The sequence below is a fragment of the Brevundimonas faecalis genome, from assembly GCF_040549405.1.
GTDB classification, from domain to species: Bacteria; Pseudomonadota; Alphaproteobacteria; order Caulobacterales; family Caulobacteraceae; genus Brevundimonas; species Brevundimonas faecalis.
Window position 1 is genome coordinate 279,152 of record NZ_JBEPTF010000002.1, and the last position, 22,424, is coordinate 301,575.

The 22,424-nt window shown below is 67.2% G+C and carries 24 protein-coding genes; 10 read left to right on the forward strand and 14 right to left on the reverse strand.

What is annotated here, in order from left to right:
• Positions 1–4: 4 nt before the first annotated feature.
• The 6 genes from ABIE19_RS09385 to ABIE19_RS09410 form a co-directional block, all read right to left on the reverse strand.
• A complete protein-coding gene (locus ABIE19_RS09385; RefSeq protein ID WP_354088902.1) occupies positions 5–1,540 on the reverse strand; it encodes a CpaE/TadZ family protein in 1,536 nt (511 codons plus the stop codon).
• 6 nt (positions 1,541–1,546) lie between these two features.
• Positions 1,547–2,239 carry a CpaD family pilus assembly protein gene (locus tag ABIE19_RS09390; protein WP_354088903.1) on the reverse strand — a complete coding sequence of 231 codons (693 nt, stop codon included), beginning with the start codon at positions 2,237–2,239 and terminating at the stop codon, positions 1,547–1,549.
• A gap of 5 nt (positions 2,240–2,244) precedes the next feature.
• A complete protein-coding gene (locus ABIE19_RS09395; RefSeq protein ID WP_354088904.1) occupies positions 2,245–3,792 on the reverse strand; it encodes a type II and III secretion system protein family protein in 1,548 nt (515 codons plus the stop codon).
• A gap of 11 nt (positions 3,793–3,803) precedes the next feature.
• On the reverse strand, positions 3,804–4,751 hold the full coding sequence (cpaB, locus tag ABIE19_RS09400; protein ID WP_354088905.1) for a Flp pilus assembly protein CpaB: 948 nt from the start codon (positions 4,749–4,751) through the stop codon (positions 3,804–3,806).
• 107 nt (positions 4,752–4,858) lie between these two features.
• The gene (locus tag ABIE19_RS09405; protein ID WP_354088906.1) at positions 4,859–5,371 is read right to left on the reverse strand and encodes an A24 family peptidase; all 513 of its coding nucleotides are present in this window, start codon (positions 5,369–5,371) and stop codon (positions 4,859–4,861) included.
• A 124-nt stretch (positions 5,372–5,495) separates the two neighbouring features.
• Positions 5,496–5,717: a Flp family type IVb pilin gene (locus tag ABIE19_RS09410; protein WP_354088907.1), complete on the reverse strand. Its 222-nt coding sequence runs from the start codon at positions 5,715–5,717 to the stop codon at positions 5,496–5,498.
• Positions 5,718–6,000: 283 nt separating this feature from the next.
• Here ABIE19_RS09410 and ABIE19_RS09415 point away from each other — a divergent pair, with 283 nt between their 5' ends.
• Genes ABIE19_RS09415 through ABIE19_RS09425 form a run of 3 tightly spaced genes read left to right on the forward strand, consistent with a single transcriptional unit; the run spans position 6,001 to position 7,505 of the window.
• Entirely contained in the window at positions 6,001–6,402 is a 402-nt protein-coding gene (locus ABIE19_RS09415) for a pilus assembly protein N-terminal domain-containing protein (RefSeq protein ID WP_354088908.1), read from the forward strand.
• 3 nt (positions 6,403–6,405) lie between these two features.
• Positions 6,406–6,951, forward strand: coding sequence for a TadE/TadG family type IV pilus assembly protein (locus ABIE19_RS09420; protein ID WP_354088909.1), 546 nt, complete (start codon positions 6,406–6,408; stop codon positions 6,949–6,951).
• 2 nt (positions 6,952–6,953) lie between these two features.
• Entirely contained in the window at positions 6,954–7,505 is a 552-nt protein-coding gene (locus ABIE19_RS09425) for a TadE/TadG family type IV pilus assembly protein (protein WP_354088910.1), read from the forward strand.
• Here the strand turns inward: ABIE19_RS09425 and ABIE19_RS09430 are convergent.
• The 4 genes from ABIE19_RS09430 to ABIE19_RS09445 are packed head-to-tail and all read right to left on the reverse strand — an operon-like array spanning position 7,502 to position 10,571.
• Positions 7,502–8,824, reverse strand: coding sequence for an anthranilate synthase component I family protein (locus tag ABIE19_RS09430; RefSeq protein ID WP_354088911.1), 1,323 nt, complete (start codon positions 8,822–8,824; stop codon positions 7,502–7,504). The genes ABIE19_RS09425 and ABIE19_RS09430 overlap by 4 nt on opposite strands.
• Positions 8,821–9,597 (reverse strand): tyrosine-protein phosphatase, encoded by a 777-nt coding sequence (locus ABIE19_RS09435; RefSeq protein WP_354088912.1) that lies wholly within the window; start codon positions 9,595–9,597, stop codon positions 8,821–8,823. Before ABIE19_RS09435 ends, ABIE19_RS09430 begins: the two co-directional genes overlap by 4 nt.
• Before the next feature lie 33 nt (positions 9,598–9,630).
• On the reverse strand, positions 9,631–9,945 hold the full coding sequence (locus ABIE19_RS09440; protein WP_354088913.1) for a winged helix-turn-helix domain-containing protein: 315 nt from the start codon (positions 9,943–9,945) through the stop codon (positions 9,631–9,633).
• Positions 9,945–10,571, reverse strand: coding sequence for a hypothetical protein (locus ABIE19_RS09445; RefSeq protein ID WP_354088914.1), 627 nt, complete (start codon positions 10,569–10,571; stop codon positions 9,945–9,947). The genes ABIE19_RS09440 and ABIE19_RS09445 overlap by 1 nt, the downstream gene beginning before the upstream one ends.
• A 30-nt stretch (positions 10,572–10,601) precedes the next feature.
• Between ABIE19_RS09445 and ABIE19_RS09450 the strand changes: the two genes are divergently transcribed.
• The gene (locus tag ABIE19_RS09450) at positions 10,602–11,420 is read left to right on the forward strand and encodes an SAM-dependent methyltransferase (protein ID WP_354088915.1); all 819 of its coding nucleotides are present in this window, start codon (positions 10,602–10,604) and stop codon (positions 11,418–11,420) included.
• 99 nt (positions 11,421–11,519) lie between these two features.
• Here the strand turns inward: ABIE19_RS09450 and ABIE19_RS09455 are convergent, their stop codons facing one another.
• Positions 11,520–12,965 carry an AMP nucleosidase gene (locus ABIE19_RS09455; protein WP_354088916.1) on the reverse strand — a complete coding sequence of 482 codons (1,446 nt, stop codon included), beginning with the start codon at positions 12,963–12,965 and terminating at the stop codon, positions 11,520–11,522.
• Between the two features lie 110 nt (positions 12,966–13,075).
• Here ABIE19_RS09455 and ABIE19_RS09460 point away from each other — a divergent pair, with 110 nt between their 5' ends.
• Complete coding sequence (locus ABIE19_RS09460) at positions 13,076–13,612, forward strand: SRPBCC family protein (protein ID WP_354088917.1); 537 nt, start codon at positions 13,076–13,078, stop codon at positions 13,610–13,612.
• Between the two features lie 23 nt (positions 13,613–13,635).
• On the opposite strand, the gene ABIE19_RS09465 is transcribed toward ABIE19_RS09460, so the two are convergent.
• Positions 13,636–14,190 carry an alpha/beta hydrolase fold domain-containing protein gene (locus ABIE19_RS09465; protein ID WP_354088918.1) on the reverse strand — a complete coding sequence of 185 codons (555 nt, stop codon included), beginning with the start codon at positions 14,188–14,190 and terminating at the stop codon, positions 13,636–13,638.
• A 366-nt stretch (positions 14,191–14,556) separates the two neighbouring features.
• Between ABIE19_RS09465 and ABIE19_RS09470 the strand changes: the two genes are divergently transcribed.
• A complete protein-coding gene (locus ABIE19_RS09470; protein WP_354088919.1) occupies positions 14,557–14,898 on the forward strand; it encodes a hypothetical protein in 342 nt (113 codons plus the stop codon).
• A 75-nt stretch (positions 14,899–14,973) separates the two neighbouring features.
• On the opposite strand, the gene ABIE19_RS09475 is transcribed toward ABIE19_RS09470, so the two are convergent.
• Both ABIE19_RS09475 and ABIE19_RS09480 read right to left on the reverse strand, forming a co-directional pair.
• Positions 14,974–17,079 (reverse strand): S9 family peptidase, encoded by a 2,106-nt coding sequence (locus tag ABIE19_RS09475; RefSeq protein WP_354088920.1) that lies wholly within the window; start codon positions 17,077–17,079, stop codon positions 14,974–14,976.
• A 72-nt stretch (positions 17,080–17,151) separates the two neighbouring features.
• Positions 17,152–19,230 (reverse strand): dipeptidyl-peptidase 5, encoded by a 2,079-nt coding sequence (locus tag ABIE19_RS09480; RefSeq protein WP_354088921.1) that lies wholly within the window; start codon positions 19,228–19,230, stop codon positions 17,152–17,154.
• A gap of 103 nt (positions 19,231–19,333) precedes the next feature.
• Between ABIE19_RS09480 and ABIE19_RS09485 the strand changes: the two genes are divergently transcribed.
• From ABIE19_RS09485 to murU, 4 genes are read left to right on the forward strand one after another with little or no spacing between them, the layout of a single operon-like run.
• Complete coding sequence (locus tag ABIE19_RS09485; protein ID WP_354088922.1) at positions 19,334–20,173, forward strand: GNAT family N-acetyltransferase; 840 nt, start codon at positions 19,334–19,336, stop codon at positions 20,171–20,173.
• Complete coding sequence (tsaE, locus tag ABIE19_RS09490) at positions 20,170–20,631, forward strand: tRNA (adenosine(37)-N6)-threonylcarbamoyltransferase complex ATPase subunit type 1 TsaE (RefSeq protein WP_354088923.1); 462 nt, start codon at positions 20,170–20,172, stop codon at positions 20,629–20,631. The genes ABIE19_RS09485 and tsaE overlap by 4 nt, the downstream gene beginning before the upstream one ends.
• Positions 20,624–21,712, forward strand: coding sequence for an N-acetylmuramate/N-acetylglucosamine kinase AmgK (gene amgK, locus ABIE19_RS09495; RefSeq protein WP_354088924.1), 1,089 nt, complete (start codon positions 20,624–20,626; stop codon positions 21,710–21,712). The genes tsaE and amgK overlap by 8 nt, the downstream gene beginning before the upstream one ends.
• The gene (gene murU, locus ABIE19_RS09500; protein WP_354088925.1) at positions 21,709–22,422 is read left to right on the forward strand and encodes an N-acetylmuramate alpha-1-phosphate uridylyltransferase MurU; all 714 of its coding nucleotides are present in this window, start codon (positions 21,709–21,711) and stop codon (positions 22,420–22,422) included. Before amgK ends, murU begins: the two co-directional genes overlap by 4 nt.
• The last annotated feature ends 2 nt before the right edge of the window (positions 22,423–22,424 follow it).

Consider the following 22,424-nt stretch of genomic DNA (forward strand, 5'->3'; position numbering starts at 1 on the left):
GACTTCAGCGCTTCTTTCGCATCAGGCCGCTGAACAGCGAGCCGCCTTTGGCCACGCCCTCCGTCGCCTTGCCGCGAGTGGAGACAGCGGCGGGCAGTTCGCGCCGCGATACGATCTGGGCCAGGGTCTGGAAGGCCTCGGCCGCCTTGGTCTTGGCCGCGGATTCCACGATCATCTGACCATTGTTGGCGGCCGAGCCGAAGATCTTGGCGTCGAAGGGGATGGTCAGGCTGGGATGGACGCCCAGGGCGGCGCCGAAGTCCTTGGCTGGAATCTCCGGGCGACCGGGCACGCCCACCTGATTCAGCACCAGACGCGGCGGAGCGTCATTGGGGCGTCCCTGCTTGATCAGGTCGATCATGTTCTTGGCGTTGCGTAGCGACGCAAGGTCCGGCGTGGCCACGATCACGACCTCGTCGGCCGAGATCAGCGTCTTGCGCATCCAGCCCGACCACAGGTGCGGCAGGTCCAGCACCACGAAGGGAGCGGTGGAGCGAATGCGGCCCGTCACCTCCTCGAAGGCGTCCGGCTGGATGTCCCAGTCGCCGTCGAGGGTGGCCGGCGCAGCGAAAAGGCTCAGCTTGTCCGTGCAGCGGACCATCATCCGGTCCAGCAGGGTGGCGTCCAGACGGTCCGGCTGGCTCAGGGCGTCGGCGACCCCTCCCAGGGGATCCTGGTTGAAATCCAGTCCCGCCGTGCCGAACGGCAGATCATAGTCGACGATGACCGTGTTGACGCCGATCCGCTCGCTCATTGCATAGGCGGTGTTGTGGGCGACCGAGGAGGCGCCCGCGCCGCCCCGTGCGCCGACGAAGGCGATGGTGCGGCCGACGAAGGGCTGGGCCGGGTCCGCGAACAGACCCCCGATGGCCGCGATCAACTGCAAGGGCTGGACCGGCGCCACCAGATATTCGCTGACGCCGCGCCGCATCAGCTCCCGATACAGCAGGATGTCGTTGGCGGCGCCGATGACCACCACCTTGGTCCCCGCATCGCAGACCTGGGCCAGTTGGTCGATTTCCTGCAACAGGCTCCGAGCGTCGCGCAGGCATTCGACGATGATCAGGGGCGGCGTCGGTTCGCCCTGGTAGGCCTCGACAGCGGCGGAAATCCCGCCCACGCGAATCTGGGTCGTGGCCCGAGACATGCGCCGATCCTGGCCGGCGCGTTCCGCCGCGGACAGGGTGTCCTGACGCTCGGCGAAGACATGGACCGCGATCCGGGGGATCGAAACTTCCACGGCCGCGAGAGCAGAGGCTGGCAGGCCGCCGGCTTCGACCTGCGGCGACACGGGCGGCGCGGCGATCACGGCCGCTTCGGTTTGAGCGACGAGTTGTCCGACAGGATCATGAACCGCAGGCGTTTCAGACAGGGTCAAGGGCGCGTCGTTCTCAGCCGTCTGGCTCGCCGCAACGGGCGCGAAAGGAGCGGACATGGGCGGCGCGGCAGGTCGTGCGGCGTTCGAGGCGCCGATGAAGTCGTCTTCCAGATCGAATTCGTCCAGGGGGTCGAAATCCTGAGCGGTGAAGGGCTGGGTCATGGTCCGTCACTCCACCGCGCGGGAAATGCGCGCCTGGGAGATAAGCTCTTCTGGTCGAGCACTCGTCTGCACGCCCTTGCGGTAGGCGTCGAAGACCACGCTGCGACGACCTGCGTCGCCCGGCGACATCGTGCGTGGCGCGACGATGTCGCGCGGGTTGGAAATCTGGGCCGCCAGATTGGCGGTGACCGCGCAGCCGAAGTTGGCGGACGACTGATTGTCGCCGGTCCGGCCGAGGCTGCCCCACCGGGTTCCGCACTGGGGCACGACGGCGCGGACGGTCTCGAATCCCGCCAGGACGGGCGCGCGCGGATCCGGCGCAGCATAGCTGACCACCTGGATCATCGCCTCCGGCACGCCCGAAGCCGTCAGGGCCGCCTTGACGTTCCAGGCCGCCTGGTTCGCCGCCGGATCGCCGCCAGAAGGCGCCTCCACGACCAGGGCCGGCGCCCCTTCCATGGCGAAGCGCTGGACCAGATCGGCGAGCGCCGCCTGCTGGTTGGACGACAGGCCGTCGTCACGCACCGCCAAGGCGATACGATCCAGACCCGGTTCGACCTGAAGGGTGAAGCGGGACGTCGGCGTCAGCGGCGGCTCCCCGCCGAGGCTGGCAGGGCCGCCTGCGCAGCCGGCCAGAACGCCCGCCGCCAGCAGGGCGCTCGCCGCCCGGATTTTCAAGGATGCGAGATGTCGGATCATGGCGCTCATTCGATCACATAGCCGACCGGCCCCTGCCACCGCGCGCCGGCGGAGGCGGTCGGGGCGGGCGAGCCGTAGGCCTGGTTCAACTGGCCGAAGAAGATGGTCTGGGCGTCATGCGCGATGCGCAGGCCGTCGGCGGGCGTCTGCATCCGGCCCGGAGAGGTCGGGCTGACGATATAGGGCTCCACGATCACAACCAGCTCGGTCTCGCCCATCAGATAGTCGCGCGAGCGGAACAACTGCCCCAGAACAGGCAGGTTGGTCATGCCGGGCAGAGAATCCACCGTCTGGCGCGTCGATTCCTGCAACAGGCCCGCGATCATCATCGCCCCGCCGGACGGCAGCTCGACGGTGTTCTCGGTCCGGCGAACCGAAAGGCCCGGCAAGGACACGGCCGTCGGCGTGCCCGCGCCCAGCGTCAGCCCCCCTTGCGGCGTCAGTTCCGACACCTCGATCTTGACCTGTAAGCTGATGCGTCCTTCCGACAGCACCACAGGACGGAAGGCCAAGCCGACGCCGTAAGGCTTGTATTCGACTGTGATCTGACCGTCTCGGTCACGGCCAGCGGGTATGGGGAATTCCCCGCCGGCCAGGAAGCTGGCCGCCTCGCCGTTCACCGAAGTCAGGTTAGGCTCGGCCAGGGTCCTCACCAGACCCACGCGCTCAAAGGCCTTGAGCGTGGCGTTGCCCTTGTTCAATCCGTCAGACCCCGGTCCCGTGCCCGGCTTGGCTGTGTCCCAATTAGGCGCATCTTCCGGACCGTCGACGACGACAGGACACATGGCCCCGTCCGGCCAACCAGGACCGCATGGCATTTCCATCTGGAAATTCTTGGTGGTGTCACGCGCGACGCCGCCGATAATGCCGCCCAGCAGGCTGCCGTTCACCCCCCAGGTGGCGTTATTGCCCAACAACCATTGCGTGCCGTTGATCCGACCAAGCACCGCCTGGGTGTCGAAACCCAGCTGCTTGATCGCAGAACGCTGCACCTCGACCACGCGAACCCGCAGCGTCACCTGATCGGACCCCGCGACGCTGACCATGTTCATCACCTTCTCAGGCGCGCTGACGAAGGCCCGGGCGACCTGAGCCGCACGCTCGGCGTCCGCCGGGCTGGCGGCCATGCCGGTCAGGATGATGCTGTCGTTGACCGCCTCGGCGTGGATGCTCGAACCCGGGACCACGCGGCTGAGCGTGTCCTGAAGCGCGCTGACGCCCGCATCGACGCGGACGCGCAGCGCCAGGATGGTTCGTCCCGTCGCATCCAGGAAGACCGCGTCCGTCTCACCCGCCTTCAAGCCGATGACGGTGATCCGCCGCGGCGAATGCAGCATGGCGTCGGCCACCAGGGGATTGGAGACGATGACGTCCCGGGCGTCCGCAGGCAGTTCGACGGCGAAGGAGGTTCCCAACGGCAGATTGACCATCTGGGCCGTGGAGCCGGCGGCGACGGCAGCGCGCGTCTGGGCCTGTACTTGGGTGGCGGGCGTCGTCGCAGCCGCGCACAGCGCCAGGGCCGAGACGCAGGCGATAGCCGTCAGTCGGTTCATGGTCGGCTTTCTCATGGGACGGCGACCGTTTCGGCCTGGCCCGCGCGATAGACGCGCACGGCGCGGGCGGCGGAGGCTTCGTTGCGCGTGGCGCCAGGCGTTCGACCCGAAGGCCCCGAGGTGTCGGCGTAGGAGCGCAGCACCAGCGACAGTTCCCCTTCGGACTTGGAACGGGCCAGGATTTCCGCGTCAGGACCAGTAACCGCCAAGGTGGCGGTGGCGCCGACCACGGCCATGGCGTCATCGGCGGCGCGGATGGCCTGGTCGATCGCCAGAACCTTGACGTTCTGCATGACGGTGGAGGAGACGAAACGCGGATTGCCGTCGCCCTGTGCGCCGGCGGGGCTCTTGACCTCGCGGGTCAGGATGACGTCGGCTCGGTCGCCCGGCAGGATGAAGCCGCCCGCCGCGGTCTCGACCGTCACGCGAATGGCCATGGCCCGCATGCCCGGCTCCAGATAGGCCGCCATATAGCCGCTGTCGCCGGCGCGGACGATCTTACGGGCGACGATGGGTTCTCCGGCCAATATGGCTTCGCGGACCACGGCGCCGACATAGTCCGCCTTGGCGCCGCCGGTGCTGATCTCATTGACGGCCTCGGCGGCGCGCGTCACGGCGCCCTTGGCCTTGTCCTCGGCCGTCTTGACGGCGGAAGCCGCGCCGGCGTCTTCCTTCGCCGCCGCCTGGGGGACAGGCACGCTGCCGTCCGTGATGAAGATCGGATTGACCTCTGCGACGGGCCAGTCCTTCCAGGCCATGTCCGCATCCGCCAGGCGGGCGCCCGGCTGAAGGTCCCGAGCGGCGACCAGAACCTTGGCCATCGGCGGCGGAGGTTCGACGGCGGCCACCGCCGTCGCGGCGGGCTGTTGGGACGACGACCCCATAGCGCGCACGACCAGGGCCAGGCCGATGGCGGCCACGGCGGCGATACAGATGACGGCGATCTTGGCGGGCTTCATCGACGGTCTCCGGCAGGCGCGGCGACGTGGATTCAGAGCTCGCCATTCTGCCGTTAACGATAATGACGAGGTTCGGTTAACGCGGCCCTAAGCAAAATCCCGCGGTCTCAGCCGCCGATGAAGGCCGTGACCAAGGGACTGGCCGGATAGGCGATCAGGGCGCCGACGGCGATGGCCACGCCGTAAGGCACGTCGCCCTTCGGCTGCATCAGGCGCGCGATCCAGGCGGGACCGTTTCCCGCCAGCACATGCAGATGAGGCCGCGCCGACAGCAGGAACAGGCACAGGCCTCCGCCCGCGACCGCCGTGAACAGGATAAAGGGCGTGACGCCGGACAGCCCGAGCCAAAGGCTGACGGCCGCAAGGAGCTTGGCGTCGCCGCCGCCCAGCCAATTCAGCGCGAACATGCCCATGCCCCCGAGCAAGGCTCCGACGCCGACCGCGACGCATGTCAGCACCGCGGATAGGGGCAGGCCCGCCGCCAGGGCCGCGGGGAAAAAGCCCAGGACCAGAAGACCCGAAATCCAATTCGGAATCTTCATGGTCGCCAGATCATGCACGCCGGCGAGGATCACCAGCACAGGCATGACGCCGAGAAGAACAAAGAGCAACTCTGTCATGGCGCCATCATGCCGGACGCTTCTTTAAGAACGGGTTTCCTGCATTCCCGGTTCTTGATCCAGACGCAAAACGGCCGGGCGTTTCCGCCCGGCCGCTCAACGTTTGGATTTAGGCGTATTCGTATCAGGCGCCCGTGCCGCCCGTGCCACCGGTGCCACCGGTGCCACCGGTGCCGCCCGCGCCGCCGATCTTGTCGGCGATGAACTTGAACTTGGTTTCCAGCGAGCCGCCGATCAGGCTGATGCCGGCGATGATGATCACGGCCATCAGGGCGGCGATCAGACCGTATTCGATCGCCGTGGCGCCCGATTCGTCCTTGGCGAAGCGATTGATGAAGTTACGCATGATGTCTTCCTTCGTTGTCTTAAGCGAGCAAATGTTTCACCACCTAGGGTCACCGGTTTGCCCGCTTGACCCCCGTTTGCATGGCGACAATGCGACCAAGATCATTAAGTCCAAGTAAAACTGAGAAACGTTACCCAGAATATTGATGGTTACTGCTTATTTACTATAAAATCTCATAGAGCGATCGCCCCTCACGCCTTCAGGAAATCTTGATCTTTAAGCGACAGGTTGCGCGTCGCGCCCCTACGCGCGCGCCTTTTCATGTCGCCGGAGCCGCACCGCCATGCCACGCCGCCTTTCCGGGCTCTTCGCCGTTCCGGCGATCCTCGCCGCCCTCGCTTCGCCCGCCCTGGCCCAAAATCGTCCGATGACGATCGCCATCGACAGCGCCACGCGCGTGCAACTCCGCGCCCCGGCCGGATCGGTCATCGTCGCCAACCCGCAGGTCGCCGATGTCGCCGTGGTCGACGCCAACACCCTGTTCATCACAGGCAAGGGTTACGGCTCCACCGACATCGTCGCGGTGGACGCCCTCGGCCGCCCCCTGTTCCAGAGCCAGGTCACGGTCAATCCCCCAGCTGGCGGTTCGGTTCGCGTCTGGCGCGGCGCCGAAGTCGCGGAAAGCGCCTGCGGCGGCGGTCAATGCGCCCCATCGGCCCGCCGCTCCGTGCCGAGCGCCGACTAGGCCATGCGGCGTATGGCCGACTTCATCGCGCGACCTTCCCGGATCGCACCTCGGCTAAGACGGGATCGACGCGGCGCGACGGCCGTCGAATTCGCCATGGTGGCCCTGCCCTTTTTCATGATGCTGTTCGCCATCCTGGAGATCGGGGTCATTCTGACGCTGGACGCCGTCATGGAGACCGCCGTCGCCGACACTAGCCGCCTGGTTCGAACCGGACAGGCTAACAACTTGACGCAAGATCAGATCAAGGAGCGTTTCTGCGCCCATATGAGCGTCTTTTCGGGCGATTGCAGCAGTCGCGTCTATCTGGATGTGCGCAGCATCGAGGCCTTTGAGGACGCCAGCGGCCCCAATCCGACGTCCGGCGACGCCTTCAACACCAAAGACCTTGGCTATACGTCCGGGGTGGCGAACCAAAAGATGCTGGTCCGCATCTGGTACAAGCATCCGGTCGCAACGCCCTTCCTCGCCCAGGCGCTGACGCGAATGAAGAACGGCAGCGTCTACCTGACGACCACCATGGCCTTCCAGAACGAGCCCTATTCCTGATCATGCTTCGTCCAGTTTTTCATGGCTTCCTGGGACGGCTCGTTCGTGATCGACGCGGGGTGTCGGCGGTTGAGTTCGCCCTCATCGCGCCGACCATGATCCTGCTCTATCTCGCCCTGACCGAGTTCAGCCAAGTCTATATGGCTGAACGTCGCGCCGGCCACGCCGCATCCATGATGACCGATCTCGTTGCACAAAGCGCCACCGCCACAGCCGCCGGTATCGACCAGACCTTCGGCATCGGCGAAGTCATCATGCGCCCTTTTTCGTCAGATCAACTCTCCATGCGAGTGTCGAGCTTGACCATGAAACCTGGCGGCAAAATCACTGTGGACTGGAGTCGCAACAACAACAACAAACTGACCCGCCTGAGCGAAGTCAAAGAAATTCCACCCAATCTAATTGCGCCTAACGAAAGCCTGATCATGGGCGAAATCAGTTACAGATACAGACTCTCCATAGGAGAGAAACTCATCGACCGTGAATTTGTTCTAGAACGCAAATACTACCTGCGACCACGCACCGTGAACACGGTCACCTGCGCCGACTGCTAAACGTCCGATATGGCGTCTTTCAGCGCCCTGATCTTGGCTTCGGTCTCCAACCGCTCGGCGCGAGGGTCGCTGTCCGCCACGATCCCTGCTCCCGCCAGAGCTCGCCAGGTCCAATCTTCTCCTTCCCGCACAAAGGTCGCCGTGCGGATCAGGACCGAAGCCGTCAGGCTCTCGTCGCCCGCCAGACCCAGGGCGAACAATGAACCGCACCAGGGTCCGCGCGGCGGCTCGTGCGTCGCGATCACCTTCATGGCTTGATGCTTGGGGGCGCCGGTGATGGATCCCGGCGGGAAAGCCGCTTCCAACACCCCGGCCGCCTCGACGCCCGGCCGCGCCACAGCCGTCACGGTCGAGACCAGGTGATGCACTGTCGGGTGGCTCTCCACCTCGAACAGACGCTCGACCTGAACCGTGCCGGGGAGCGCCGCACGGGCCAGGTCGTTGCGCATCAGGTCCACGATCATCAGGTTCTCGGCCCGATCCTTGGCGCTTGCCGACAGTTCAGCCGCTAAGGCGGCGTCCCGCGCCGGATTTGCGTCGCGCGGGCGCGTGCCCTTGATCGGGCGAGTTTCGATCCGACCGTCGCTCGCATCAAAGGTCAGGAACAGTTCCGGCGAGTTGGACACCAGCGCCCGCTCGCCCAGTCGCCAGAAAGCCCCATAGGCGGCTCCGCGCCCGGCCGACAACCGGAGAAAAACGTCGAAAGGATCACGCCCCTCGTCCAGTCGCCCCCGCCAAGCGCGGGCGATATTGGCCTGGAACAACTCCCCCGCCCCAATCCGCGCCACGACATCCGCGACAGCGGCCTCATAGACGGCTGGCGCTTCCTCGGCCGCGAAACCGGAGGCCGGCGCCGAAGGAACGGACGGTTCAAGCATGGAGCCCAACCAGGCGACCGCGCGCTCGACCTGGACTTCAGCCGAGACCGCCTCCCCGCCGCGCCCGATGGCGACCAATGCCCGTTCCGCATGATCAAAGGCGAGCATCGCCGGGTAGCGGACCAGGGTCAGATCCGGCCAGACCGTCCCGCGGCGCCCCGTCGCCGGCCGCGCTCCCACGTCATAGGACATGAGCCCGACCACGCCGCCCCCCGCAAAGCCTGGGTCGCGCAAGACCGCGAAAGGCGCCTGGGCATCGACCGGGCCGACATACGTCCGATCCGGTTCACAGGCGACATAGGACCAACGTCCGCCGTGCGCCGCCGGATCGCCCGCTCCCGCCAGCAAGGCCAAGGCGCCTTCGCGTCGGTTCAATCCGGCCGCGACCGCCAGAGGGTCGCGCCAGTCGAGCCGCCGCCGTCGAACGACGTCTCCGCTCATGCGGTCAGCCGCTCCCGGATGCGGTCGGCCATGACGGCGCCCACGCCCAGCGCCTGCTCCAGATAGGTCGCGACCGATCCATGCCGCGCAGTGATCGCCGCAAAGGCCTGGTCCAGATAGGCCGCCTCCACCCCGAGGAATGCAACGACAGCGCCGCGCGAAGCTGACCGCCCCGTCATCTGCGTCAGCTTGCGCGCCACCTCCTCCGCCCGCCCTTCCAGATCGACCGCCATATTGGTCAATAGATAGTCGGCCATGATGTCGTCCCAGGCCACGCCCAGCAGACTGTGGGTCAGGGCCGCCAGCAGGCCCGTTCGATCCTTGCCGGCGGCGCAATGGATCAGCACCGGCCCCCGCCTTTCGGACAGCGCCCGAAAATAGCGCCCGAACAGGTCCAGATGAGCAGGCTCGAACGGCAGGCGGCGATAGGTTTCACCCATGAAGGCCCGCCCCGAATCCTCGGTCAGGTCCGCAGTCTTCAGGAAGGTGATGTGCGGCGCTTCACGGCCGTCGTCATGGTCGCTCTCCACAACCTGACCGGCCCAGCCGGTCGGACGACGCGACGGCTGGGCGCGCCTCTCGCTCGGTCGCCGCAGGTCGACCACATGGGCGATGTTCAATCGCCCCAACTGTTCCAGGTCTTCGTCCGTCGCGCGTGCCTGATGCGCTGATCGATACAGCAGGCCGCGCGCCATTCGGCCGCCGCCCGTCGCATACCCGCCGTAGTCGCGAAAGTTGTCGATGGCCTGAAATGAAGAAAGGCGGTCGTTCATGACCGCCTTCCTTAGCCTATTCCCGCAGGGACGCTAGCGGGACGGGACCAGGGCGGACATGGCGTCGAGGTAGGCGACGAAGGCGTCGCGCCCGACATCCGTCATGGTCGCCCGCGTCAACGGCTTGCGGCCCTGGAAGCTCTTGGCGACCGCCACGAAACCCGCCTCCTCCAGTTTCCTGAGGTGGACAGACAGATTGCCGTCGGTGGTCTGAAGCCGGGTCTTCAGTTCGTTGAAGTCGGCGCTGTCCACGCCCGACAGATAGGCCATGATTCCCAGGCGCACACGGCCGTGGATGACCTCGTCGATGCGGCCGATGTCGAAGTCTTCAGCCGTATTCGAGGCCATCAGATCACCTCCGCCGGCTCCTGCCGGACCAGGATCACGCCGGGCAGCAACGCGAACAGGAAGAGGCCTGCCGCATAGCCCAGCCACATCAGCGGACTACCGGTGAGAAAGGCGATCAGGGGCGCAGCGATCCAACAGCCGACAGCCAGCTTCCATTGCCACTTCTGCGCGCTCATCGTCGCCGAGACTGCCCAACCCGAACCGTAAAGGGCGAAGATCAGCGAGGGAAAGATCATGAATGCGACGTCGCTCTGCATCTTCCAACTGACGACGAACATCGACAGCGATATGACGAAGACGGCTAGACCGACGCCCATCCAACCCGCGCTGGCCGCGCGGTTGGCCGCCGATTGCGCGCCTGGCTTGCGATCGCAGTTCCGTGTCTGAACAATCAGAACGCCAAAGAAAACAAGCATGGCGGCGCCCCACAACACCGCATAGGCGACCGGCGGCGCGGCGATCATTCCGCTATCGATCCCATAGTGGACAATCGAAGCCAGCCCGAAGATCAAACCCGCAGAAATCAGGACGCGCCCGCCGAGCAACGGAGCCCGTCGCCCTTCCTGCGCCAGGGCCTTCATATAGGCGATGTCGTCGTGAACGGATTGGGCTTGGTCTCGGGTCATCAGGGTCTCTCCCTTCCTGTTGATCGAAAGGTGCAGCAAGAACTTTATAATGTAAAGTTCTTTTTCAAGGACAGATTTCTGGACACGCCCTACGCCTCGGTCATGCGCACCGCCTTTCATCACATCGCCTATCTGCCCCTGACCGTCTGCAACGCCCTGTCGATGGAGCGACTGGAGACGACGGCGCGGCGCGCCGACCTGCCTGCGGGAGCCGCCGTCCTGGACATTGGTTGCGCCTATGGAGAGGTTTCCATTCGCCTGGCCCAGGCCCTGGACGCCCGCGTCGTCGCGGTTGAACGCGACCCGGTCATGGCCGACGGCGCCCAGAAACGCATCGCGGCCGCCGGCCTGGAAGATCGGATCGATCTGAAACGCGACCTCTCAGGCCCCGTCCTGGCCGCCGCCCCGCCTTTCGACATGATCGTCGCCATCGGCTCGACCGAGCCGGCCGGCGGGGGCCTGCGCGAACCTGCAGAGGTCTTCGCCGCCCTGGCCGAGCACCTGTCGCCCGGCGGCGCCCTGCTGTGGGGCGACCTGTTCTGGAAAGAGGAGCCTCCGGCTCCCCTGCGCCAGATCGTGGAAACCGGCGGCTACTACGTCAGTCACGAGGAATGGCAGGCGGCCGCACGTCAGGCTGGCCTTCAGGTGGTCTCGGCGGAGATCACCGACCATGACGAATGGACCGTCTATCGCACCGGCATGGAGACGGCGATCGCCGACTGGCTCGACGCCCATCCCGATCACCCCGACGCACCCAGCGTCGCCGCCACGGCTCATCGCATCAAGATGATGCTGGACTTCGGCGCCGACTACCTCGGATTCGGCCTCTACCTGTTTAGAAAGAACTGAGACCGCCAGCAGAAAGGGCGCCCGGGGAGGTCCCGAACGCCCTTCCAGTGGAACATCGCCCCTGCGATCAAGCAGCGAGCGACCGCCCCCTTCTCTGCATCACCTGAAAGGCGGCTCGTCGAAGGCGCGCAGCTTGCGGGAATGCAGACGCGTACCCTCGGCCCGCAGCAGTTCCACGGCCTGGATGCCGATCTGCAAGTGCTCCGAGATCGAGCCTTCGTAGAAGCGGTTGGCCTGGCCCGGCAGCTTGATCTCGCCGTGCAGCGGCTTGTCCGAGACGCACAGCAGGGTCCCGTACGGCACGCGGAAGCGATAGCCCTGGGCGGCGATGGTGGCGCTTTCCATGTCGATGGCGACGGCGCGGCTCTGGTTGAAGCGCAGGGCCGACTTGGAATAGCGCAGCTCCCAGTTGCGGTCGTCGGTGGTGACGACGGTGCCGGTGCGCAAGCGCTTCTTCACCTCTTCGCCCGGCGCCCCCGAGACCTGCTTGGTCGCGTCGTAAAGGGCGCGCTGCACCTCGGCGATGTTGGGGATCGGGATGTCGGCCGGCAGGACGGCGTCCAGCACATGGTCGTCGCGCAGGTAGGCGTGGGCCAGGACATAGTCGCCGATGGTCTGGCTGCCGCGCAGGCCGCCGCAGTGGCCGATCATCATCCAGGCGTGCGGCCGCATGACCGCCAGGTGATCGCAGATGGTCTTGGCGTTGGACGGGCCGACGCCGATGTTGACCAGGGTGATGCCCTGACCGTCCGGCCGCGTCAGGTGATAGGCGGGCATCTGATGCTTGCGCCAGGCCGCGTCCATGATGGCCGCCTCCGGGTCGTCGGTGGCGCGCGTCACCACCACGCCCCCGGCGCAGGACAGGCTCTCATAGGGGCTGTCGGGATCGGCGATCTCGGCCGTGGCCCAACGTACGAACTCGTCGACGTAGCGATTGTAGTTGGTGAAGAGGATGAAGCTCTGCACGTCCTCGACCGGCGTGCCGGTGTAGTGGCGCAGTCGCGCCAGGGAGAAATCGGTGCGCAGGGCGTCGAACTGGGCCAGGGGATGCTCCTCGCCCGGCTCCCACAGGCCGTCCGACACCTCGTCGCCGATGTGGGCCAGTTCGGTGGTCGGGAACCAGCGGGCGATAGCCGCCGTCATGGTCCGGTCCAGGGCGACGTCCGAGCCGTCCAGGACATAGGGGAAGGGGATTTCCTGATCCGACGGCTCGACCGTGAAGTCCGCGCCGTATTCCGTCGCCAACAGGGTCAGTTGCTCCAGCAGATAGCTGCGGAACAGATCGGGGCGCGTGATGGTCGTCGTATAGACGCCCGGCCAGGAGAGACGGCCATAGGCGCGGGTCTCAAGGTTCTGGGGACGTTCGCCGTACCAGGTCACGGTGAGGCGCGGATAGGCGAACAGGCCGGCGGCCCGGGCCTCGGGATCGGCGCGCTCGCCGGTCTCGATGAAGCGCTTCACTGCATTGCGCAGGCTGGCGACGGATTGGTTGTAGAGGGTTTCGAGGCGGTCCAGCGCCGCCTGGGGGGTCATCTTGTCTGTCATGACTTCCTCTAGCCGAGAACCATGTCCTTGGCGAGACGGGGGAAACACGATGACACGACAGTTGACCGAAGACGCCTAAGCGCGTTCCGCTGCGACAAGGAGGAACATCCATGCCCAAGCGCCTGTTTCCGGCCGCCGCCCTGTTCGCCTGCGCCGTCGCGTTTTCGGCCGCTCCGGCCATGGCCGAGGTGAAGTCGGCGACGTCCGGCGGCTTCGCGGTCGGCGGGTCGATTGCGATCGCCGCCCCGCCCGAACGCGTCTGGACCGTCCTGACGAAGCCCGACGCCTGGTGGAGCCGCGATCACCGCTGGTTCAGGAACTCGACCCTGTCGCTGGACCTGTCGCCCGGAGGCTGCTGGTGCGAGACGGCGGCCGACGGCCGCGTCTCCCGCCATCTGGAAGCGGCCCTGGTCGAACCCGGCTCGAAACTGGTCCTGCGCGGTGCTCTCGGCCCGCTTCAGGGCCAGGGCGCGACGGGCGGACTGACCTTCGACATTAAGGCGGAGGGCGAAACCTCCGTCCTGACCTGGTCCTATGTCGTCGGCGGCTATGCGCCGGGCGGGCTGGAAAATTGGGCCGCCCCCGTCGATGGGGTATTGTCGGCGCAGCTGGCCAATCTGAAGACACAGGCCGAACGCGCCGATTGACCGACGCCGCTCCGTCGCCCGACCTATGGATGGTCAGAAGCACTTGGCGATGCGGCGAGACTGTCCAGTAGGAAGTCGGCCGCGCTGAAAGCCAGAGAGACGCCCCTATCGCCGAACTGCACCCGACCGCCGACTGAGCGGATACGAGCCGCCAAGGCGTCGTCAGCCTGTCCGCCGCCCAACCAGATCGTGGGCGCGTCGGAGCGGACATAGGCCTCCGGTCGGGTCAGGGTCGGGTCGTCGTCAACCGCGACCGGGGGTCGCTTCAAGGCCGCAGCCGCTCGGATCAAGCCGTCTCGCCCAGCCATGTAGCGCCGATCCAGGGCGATCATTAGGGCGGCGTCGGCCCCTGCGCCCAGGCCCGTCACGCCCAGGCGGCTCGCATCCCCTCCGAAGTCGGCCGCATGGTCCGCCGCCCAGGCGATCGCGGCCGCCGCATCGCTGATGAAGGCCGGTTCCCGCCCCCGCGCCGCGCGTCGATCCGCCAGGAAGACCAGAAGTCCCCGCCCCGCCCAGGCCTGCGCCAAGGCTCGCGCCTCGGCCGCATCGCGGTCCCCGTCGCGGATCAGCACGATCACCGGCCAATCCCGCCCGCGCGGAGGCCTATGAACCTCCAGACTCTGCCGCGGATCCTCGCCGTAGCGCAGGCCTGCCCGTCCTTCTCGAACCGACGTCGAAACGGCCAGAGGCGCACAGGCCGCATTCCCGAACATCAGGCCCAGAAAGGAAAGAAACAGGCTTCTGCGGGTCATGGCGCTCCGCGCGGATCGGAAAACTCCGCCTTTTAGGCCCTATCCCGGCGCGAGGCTCAATGCGAGAGGCGCTCGCCCTCGATTTCGTCGCACTTCCATAATGGATTTGTCGCAAAATATTTACATTAGGAAAATTGAGCGCATAATTCGATCAGAGACCGGAGCGAATTCCGGCCGAATGGAGGATTTCGCATGCGCATCAAGCCGTTCCTGGCTCCAGCCCTGACCATGGCGGTCGCCTCAAGCCTTCTCGCCGCCGCCGCGCCCGCCCTGGCCCAGACTGCGGCGCCCAGGCCGACGCAGGTCACGCGGGTCTCGACCGCCCTGCCCCAACGCGTTGTGCTGATCTGCGAATCCGACGCCGCGACCCGCAGCGCCTTCGTCCGCGAGTACGGCTCCGAGCCGGTCTTCATGACGGCGCGCGAGGCGGTCGACGCCCGCGCCCAGGGACAGGAATGGACGACGCCCCGCTGCATGACCGAGCGCGAACACGGGCGCTACCTGCAACTGACCCAGGCCTTCGCCGCCCGCTGACCCCGATAAAGCCTGAAACGACAAAGGGCGCGGCCGTCACCGGCCGCGCCCTTCTTCATGGTCGGATGACCGATCCTACTTGGCCAGATACCTGTCCAGCCAGCCGAAGACCTCGTTGTGCCATTGCAGGCTGTTCGCGGGCTTCAGCACCCAGTGATTCTCGTTGGGGAAGAAGACCAGACGGCTATCGACGCCGCGCCGCTGCAGGGCGGTGAAGGTCGACAGGCCTTGGGCCGTCGGGATGCGGTAGTCGAGATCGCCCTGGACCACCAGCATCGGCGTCTTCCAGTTCTGGACGTGGTTGGCCGGGTTGAACTTCTGATAGCCCTCGGGATTTTCCCACGGCACGCCGCCGTATTCCCACTCGGTGAACCACAGCTCCTCGGTCGAATAGCCCATGCCGAAGGTGTCGAAGACGCCGTCATGGTTGACCAGGCATTTGAAGGCGTCCGACCAGTTGCCGGCGATCCAGTTGATCATATAGCCGCCGTAGGAGGCGCCCAGGGCGCAGGCGTTGTTCCCGTCCAGGAAGCCGTACTTGGCCTGAGCCGCAGCCCAGCCCTTCTGCAGGTCTTCCAGCGGGCGATCGCCCCAGTGCTGGCTGATGGCGTCGGTGAACCCCTGGCCGTAGCCGGTCGAGCCGTGGAAATCGATCATCACCACCGCATAGCCCGCGCCCGCATAGGTCTCGGGGTTCCAGCGGTAGGACCAAGAATTGCCGAACGACCCCTGCGGTCCGCCGTGGATCAGGAAGGCGACCGGATACTTCTGGCCCTCGACGTAGTTCGCCGGCTTGATGACGTAGCCGTGCACCGTCTCATCGTTCCAGCCGGGGAAGCTGAACTGCTCGGCCGCGCCGAAGGCCTTGCTCGCCAGTTGCGGATTCACATTGGTCAGGCGGCGCGGCATTTCGCGGCCGCGCCAGGTCTTGAAGTAGAGGTCGGCGGGCGAGGTCAGGGTATCGACCGCCATGACGAAGCCCGAAGGCGTCTGCTGGAAGGCGCCGACATGGCCTTCGCCCGTCAGCGGCGTCACCACCCCGTTGCGCGCATCGATGGCGAACAGGCGGGTCTGACCGACGTCGCCGGCCGTGGTGTAGAGGGTGTTCCCGTCCTTCGACCACTGCAGGGTGTCGGCCGAGCGATCCCAGTTGGCCGCGATCTGGCGCGTCTGGCCCGTAGCCACGTCACGCAGGAAGATCGAATACTTGTCCGCCTCGAAGCCCGGGCGGGCCATGGCGCGGTAGGCCAGGGTCTGGCCGTCCGGCGAGAAGACCGGACCCGTGTCCCAGGCCGGGTTGGACTCGGTCAGATTGGTCAGTTGGCCGGGCGCCGAGACGGCGACGCTATAGAGATCGAAGTCCGTGCTCCACGGCTCGCTCTTGCCGGCTTCGCGCGCCGAGAAGACCAGCGAGCGGCCGTCGGGGGCGAAGACGAACTCGCTCTCGTCGCCGAACGGCTTGGAAGGCGTGTCGCCGTCGAAGCCCTTGGTGACCCAGACCGGATCGCCGCCGGCCTTGCCGTCCGCGCCGATGGTCTGGACGAAGAGGTGGTTCTGGGTGTGGTCGTTCCACGTGTCCCAGTGGCGCACGAACATGCGGTCATAGACCTGACCCGTCGACTTCTTCTCGCCCTCGACCTTGCCGCGCGCGACCGAGGCGTTCAGGTCGGTCGCATCGGGATAGACCGCTAGCGACACGGCCACAGCGTCGCCCGCATCGTTGATGCGGTAGGCGTTGACGTCGGTCGGCAGGGCCGTGACCTGGGTCGCCGTCGCGCCCTTGTCGGCCGAAACCCAGACCTGGCTCGATCCCGAACGGCCCGACAGGAAGTAGAGCTTGCCGTCAGCGCCCCAGCGGGCGGTGTTGGCGCCGCCTTCCGAGATGGCCAGCTTCTGCGGCTGGGCCTCGCCCTTCAGGCTAAGGATGTAGAGGGCGCTGGAGCGACGGTTGGCGGCCACGTCGGTCTGGGTCAGGGCATAGACCACCCACTCGCCGTCCGGCGACACCTGCGGATCGCCCAGCCGGTTGGCCGAGATCATGTCCTGATAGGTGAAGGCGTTCGACGCCGCAGGCGCAGCGACCGCAGCCGGCGCGGGCGCCTCGGCCAGGACCGGCAGGGCCGAGGCGGTCAGCAGGGCGGCGGCGCTGAGGCCGGACAGAAGATGGGGCAGGCGGCGCATGGGCGCTCCTTCAGGCGATGAGAAATCCGCCCGCAGGCCTATACCCCCGCGCGCCGCCCGCAAAGTCCCGTTTTAGTTCCGCCCCTCCGCCGTCCAGCGCGCGGTCCAGTCCAGGATCTCCTGCTGCCAATCGACCCAGGTCCGGGGCTTCAACACCCAGTGGTTCTCATCTGGAACGTGGACGAAGCGGCTGGGAATGCCCTCGCGCTGCAGGGCCGAGAAGGTGGCCAGTCCCTGCTCCATCGGCACGCGGAAGTCTTTCGACCCGTGCAGCACCAGCATCGGCTTCTTCCAGTCCGCGACATAGGTCTCGGGGTTGAAGGCGTCGTAGAGGTCCTTGCGCGTCCAGCTGGGGCCGCCGAACTCGTGAATGAAGTTGCCGATGTCCATGGCGTTCATCAACTGCGGCACGTCGAACACTCCCGCGTGGTTGACCAGGCAGCGCCACGGCCCGTTCCATTTGCCCGCGATGGTGTTGACCATATAGCCGCCGTAGGAGGCGCCGAGCGCGCAGGCGCGATCGCCGTCGATCCACGGATTGGCGGACAGGGCGGCGGCCCAGCCCTTCTGCAGGTCTTCCAGCGGACGGTCGCCCCAATGGTCGTTGATGGCGTCGGTGAAGGCCTGGCCATAGCCCGGCGAGCCGTGGAAGTTCACCATGACCACCGCATAGCCCGCCGCCGTATAGACCTGCGGGTTCCAGCGATAGGACCAGCTCTCGGTCCAGGGCGACTTGGGTCCGCCGTGGATCAGATAGACGGCCGGATACCTGCGCCCCTCGACGAAGCCCGCGGGCTTGAACACCCAGCCGTGCGCCGTCTCATCATTCCAGCCCGAGAAGGCCAACGGCTCGGCTTCCGGCAGATCCAGCCGCGCCAGAAGCTCGGCGTTGTGCTGTGTGGCCTGACGCGCCTCGGCGCCGTTCCTCGATACGAAGATCTGGGTCGGCGCGGTGAAGCTGTCGTGAGCATAGGCCAGAACGCCGCCGACCTCGTGGAAGGCGTTGACCGCACCGTCGCCCGTCAGAGCCTTCACCGCGCCGGTGCGGGCGTCGATCTCGAACAGGCGCTGCTGTCCCTCATCCGAAGCGACGGCATAGAGAGCCCGACCGTCCGAGCGCCAGGTCAGGCCCGAGGGACCGCGATCCCAGTCGGTCAGCCGTCGCGCATTGGCGCCGTCTGCGTCGGCGATCATGACCACGGCCTGGTCTCCGCCGACGTTCTCGCGAGGGGCCGACAGCCAGGCCAGGCGGCGGCCGTCGGGCGAGAAGGCCGGGTTGCCGTCGCCGCCCTTGTTGCTCTCCGTCAGATTGACCGGCGCGCCGCCGTCCAGCGCGACCCGATAAAGGTCGCTGTTGTTGGTGAAGGGCTCGCCCGCGCCCTGCTTCTGCGTGGCGTAGACCAAGGTCCGGCCGTCGCGCGACAGGGTGAAGTCGCCGTCGCCCGCCGCCACGTCGGCATCCAGCCCCGGCATCAGGTCGCGCGCCTCGCCGCCCGCCAGACCCGAGCCGTTCAGCGGCTGGCTGAACAGATGGGTGCGACGGCCGTCGGCCCAGTGATCGAACACCCGCAACGGCAGACGATCATAGGCCTGCAATCCGGTCTTGGCCCGCTCGGCTAGCCGGTCCTTGACGCATTGCAGGGTCGAGCAGTCGGTGAAGACCGAGACGGCCAGGATCAGCGAACGCCCATCCTCGGCGATGCGGAAGCCCGAGACGTCGATCGGCAGGGTCGTCACCTGGGCCGCCGCCATGCCCTCGCGGTCGGCGCGCCAGACCTGGTTGGAGCCCCCGCGCGAGGACAGGAAGTAGATGGCCTGCCCGTCCGGCGCCCAGCGCGCCCCCGAGACGCCGCCCTCGGAAATCGCCAACTTGCGCGGCGGCGTCGCCCCGTCGGCCTCGACCAGCCACAGGGCGTTGACGCCCTTGTTGCCGTCCCAGTCCGTCGTGCGGACCGAATAGAGGATGCGACGGCCGTCAGGCGAGACGCGCGGCTCGCCGACCCGCTCCATCATGGCCAGTTCCTTGACGCCCAGCCCTGCCCGGGCGGCGGGCGCCGTGGCCGCAGCCGGCGCCGGAGTTTGCGCCAGGGCGGGCGCAGCCGCCGTCATCAAGGCCCCGAAAGCGGCGGCCAGCATCCAGCGTGATTGCATCTTCAAACCCATCCCTGATTACAGCTCGGCTTGTTGATAGGCCGTCGAATCCTGTGCGCCAACCCGCTTGCCGCCGTCGTCCGGACCGGCGACAAGCAGGCTTATGAGTCCCTCCGCCCCGCATATCGTGGACGTCCTGATCGCCGAGCGCGCGCCGCGCCTGACGGGGTCGGCCGCATGGCCCCTGGTCCGTCCCGCCCTCTACGGCCTGCTGGACTACGCCAAGGCGCGGCGCATGGCCGACTCCATCGGCCCGATGGGCGGACGCCAGGCGCTGGACTATGTCTCCGACCTGCTGGAACTGACGGTGCGGACGCAGAATCTGGAGCGTCTGCCCGCCGAGGGACGTTGTCTGGTCGTCTGCAATCACCCGACGGGCATCGCCGACGGCTTGGCCGTGCACGACGCCCTGAGGACCGTCCGCGACGACCTGATCTATTTCGCCAACGCCGACGCCCTGCGCGTCTCGCCCCGCCTGTCGGAAACCGTGGTCCCGGTCGAATGGGTGCTGGAGAAGCGCTCCCGCGAGAAGACCCGCGCCACCTTGCAATCCGCCAAGGAGGCCTTCGAGGCCGAACGCTGCGTCGTCATGTTCCCGGCTGGGCGGCTGGCGCGCGTCGGGCCTGACGGCCTGCTGACAGACCCCGAATGGGCCGCCACGGCCGCCTCCCTGGCGCGCAAGTACGCGGCGCCGGTGATCCCGATCCACGTCGCGGGTCCGACCAGTCGCCTGTTCCACCTGTTCGACAAGGTCTCCCAGGAGTTGCGGGACATCACCCTGTTTCATGAACTGCTGAACAAGAAGGGCCGCCGGTTCGACCTGATCGTGGGCCGTCCCATTCCGCCCGATCGGCTGGACCTGGACGCCCAGGCCGCCACTCTGAAGCTCAAGACCTTCATCGAGCGGACCTTGCCCGTCGATCCCGACTCGGAGTTCGCATGACGACCTTCGCCCTGTCCGACGCCGACGCCACGACCCGTCTGGGCCAGGCCATCGCCCCCCTGCTGGATCCCGGCGAATCCGTCCTGCTCTACGGCCCTCTGGGCATGGGCAAGTCGACCCTGGCGCGCGGCCTGATCCGCGCCCTGACTTCGCCCGACGAGGACGTGCCGTCGCCGACCTTCACCCTGGTCCAGTTCTACGAAAGCGATCCTCCCGTCGCCCATTTCGACCTCTATCGTCTCAGCCGCCCCGAGGAAGCCTTCGAGATCGGGTTGGACGAGGCGCTGGACGAGGGCTGCGCCCTGATCGAATGGCCCGAACGCCTGGGCGAGGACCCGGGCCGGATGCTCGGTCCCGACCGGCTGACGATCACCATCGCCGAAGACGGCGAAGGCCGCCTGGCGACCCTTTCCGGCGCAGGAACGTGGGAAGCGAAACTGAAGGAAATCCATGTCTGACCGCGAAGCCCTCCGTCTCGACTTCCTGCGCTCGGCCGGTCTGGCCGAAGCCGTGCGCGCCCCCCTGCCCGGCGACGCCTCGACGCGACGCTATGAACGGCTGACGACGCCGTCCGGCGCGACCCTGATGCTGATGGACCAGGCCCCGGCCGCCGAGAGCCGGCCCTGCGATCCGTCCTGGACGCCGGAAGAGCGCCATGCCCATGGCTGGAACGCGATCGCGCGCCTGTCCGCCGGCCGCGTCGAGGCCTTCGCCGCCGTCGCCGCCCATCTGAAGTCCCTGGGCCTGTCGGCGCCCGAGATCGTCGCAGTGGACGCGCCGAACGGCCTGGCCGTGATCGAGGATTTCGGCGACGCCCTGTTCGCCCGCGTCATCGAGGACGGCGCGGATCCCGCCCCCCTCTATCGCGCCGCCGTCGAGGCCCTGGCCGTCCTGCACGCCGCCCCGACGCCCGAGGTCCTGACCGGCCCGGCCGGCGACTGGCCCCTGCTGACCTATGACCAGACCGCCTTGCAGGGCGGCGCCGACCTCTTCGTCGAGTGGTTGCCGAAACTGATCCCGTCGCTGGTCTTCAATGACGACGCCGTCGCCGAATGGCGCGCCGCCTGGGGCCCGATCACGGCGGCGGGCGAGGCGGGCGCATCCGTCATGGCCCACCGCGACTATCACGCCGAGAACCTGATCCGGCTGGACGGTCGAAGCGGCGCCGCCTCGGTCGGGATGATCGACTTCCAGGACGCAGTGACGGCCCACCCGTCATGGGACCTGCATTCCTTGTTGCAGGACGCCCGCCGCGACGTCTCGCCCGCGTTGGAAGCCCTGGCGCTCGACCAATATTTCGCTTTGCGGCCCGAGACCGACCGCGAGGCCTTCATGGCGGCCTACGCCGGTCTGGCGGCGTTGAACGAGGCGCGCATCCTGGGGATCTTCGCACGCCTGATCGCCCGCGACGGCAAGCCCAGATACGTCGCCTTCATGCCCCGCATGTGGGCGCACCTGAACGCCAACCTGAAGGCGCCCGGTCTGGAAGCCGTCGCCGCCTGGATGGACCGCCACGTGCCGGAGGATGTCCGTCGATGACCGCCCCCAAGACGGCGATGGTCCTCGCCGCCGGCCTCGGCACGCGGATGCGTCCCCTGACCAATGACCGGCCCAAGGCCCTGGTCGAGGTCGGCGGTCGCGCCCTGATCGACCATGTCCTCGACCGACTGGCCGAGGCGGGCGTGGAGAAGGCGGTGGTCAACGTCCACTGGTTCGCCGACCGTCTGGAAAACCACTTGGCCGCTCGCGCCCGCCCCGCCGTCGTCATCTCCGACGAACGCGCCGAACTGTTGGAGACCGGCGGCGGCCTGAAGAAGGCCCGCCCCCTGCTGGGCGACGATCCCGTCTTCGTGGCCAATATCGACAGCGTCTGGATCGACCGGGGCGACGCCTTGGCCGATCTGATCCGGCTCTGGGACCCCGAGCGCATGGACGCCGCCCTGCTGCTGGCCCGGCGCGAAGGCTCCATCGGCTTCGAGGGCGACGGCGACTTCTTCCTGGCCGACGACGGCAGGCTGACCTTCCGGGGCGAGGCGGCCGACGCGCCCTACGCCTACATGGGCGTCCACATCACCCGACCGGGTTACGCCGACCACGGTCCGGACGGCCCCTTCTCGCTCAGCCCGTTGTGGCGCCAATCCGCCGCCGAAGGCCGCCTGTTCGGCTGCGTGCTGGACGGCGACTGGATGCACGTCGGCGACCCCCAGGCGCAAGACGAGGCTGAGGCCCGACTGAAGGCTGAAGGCTGACC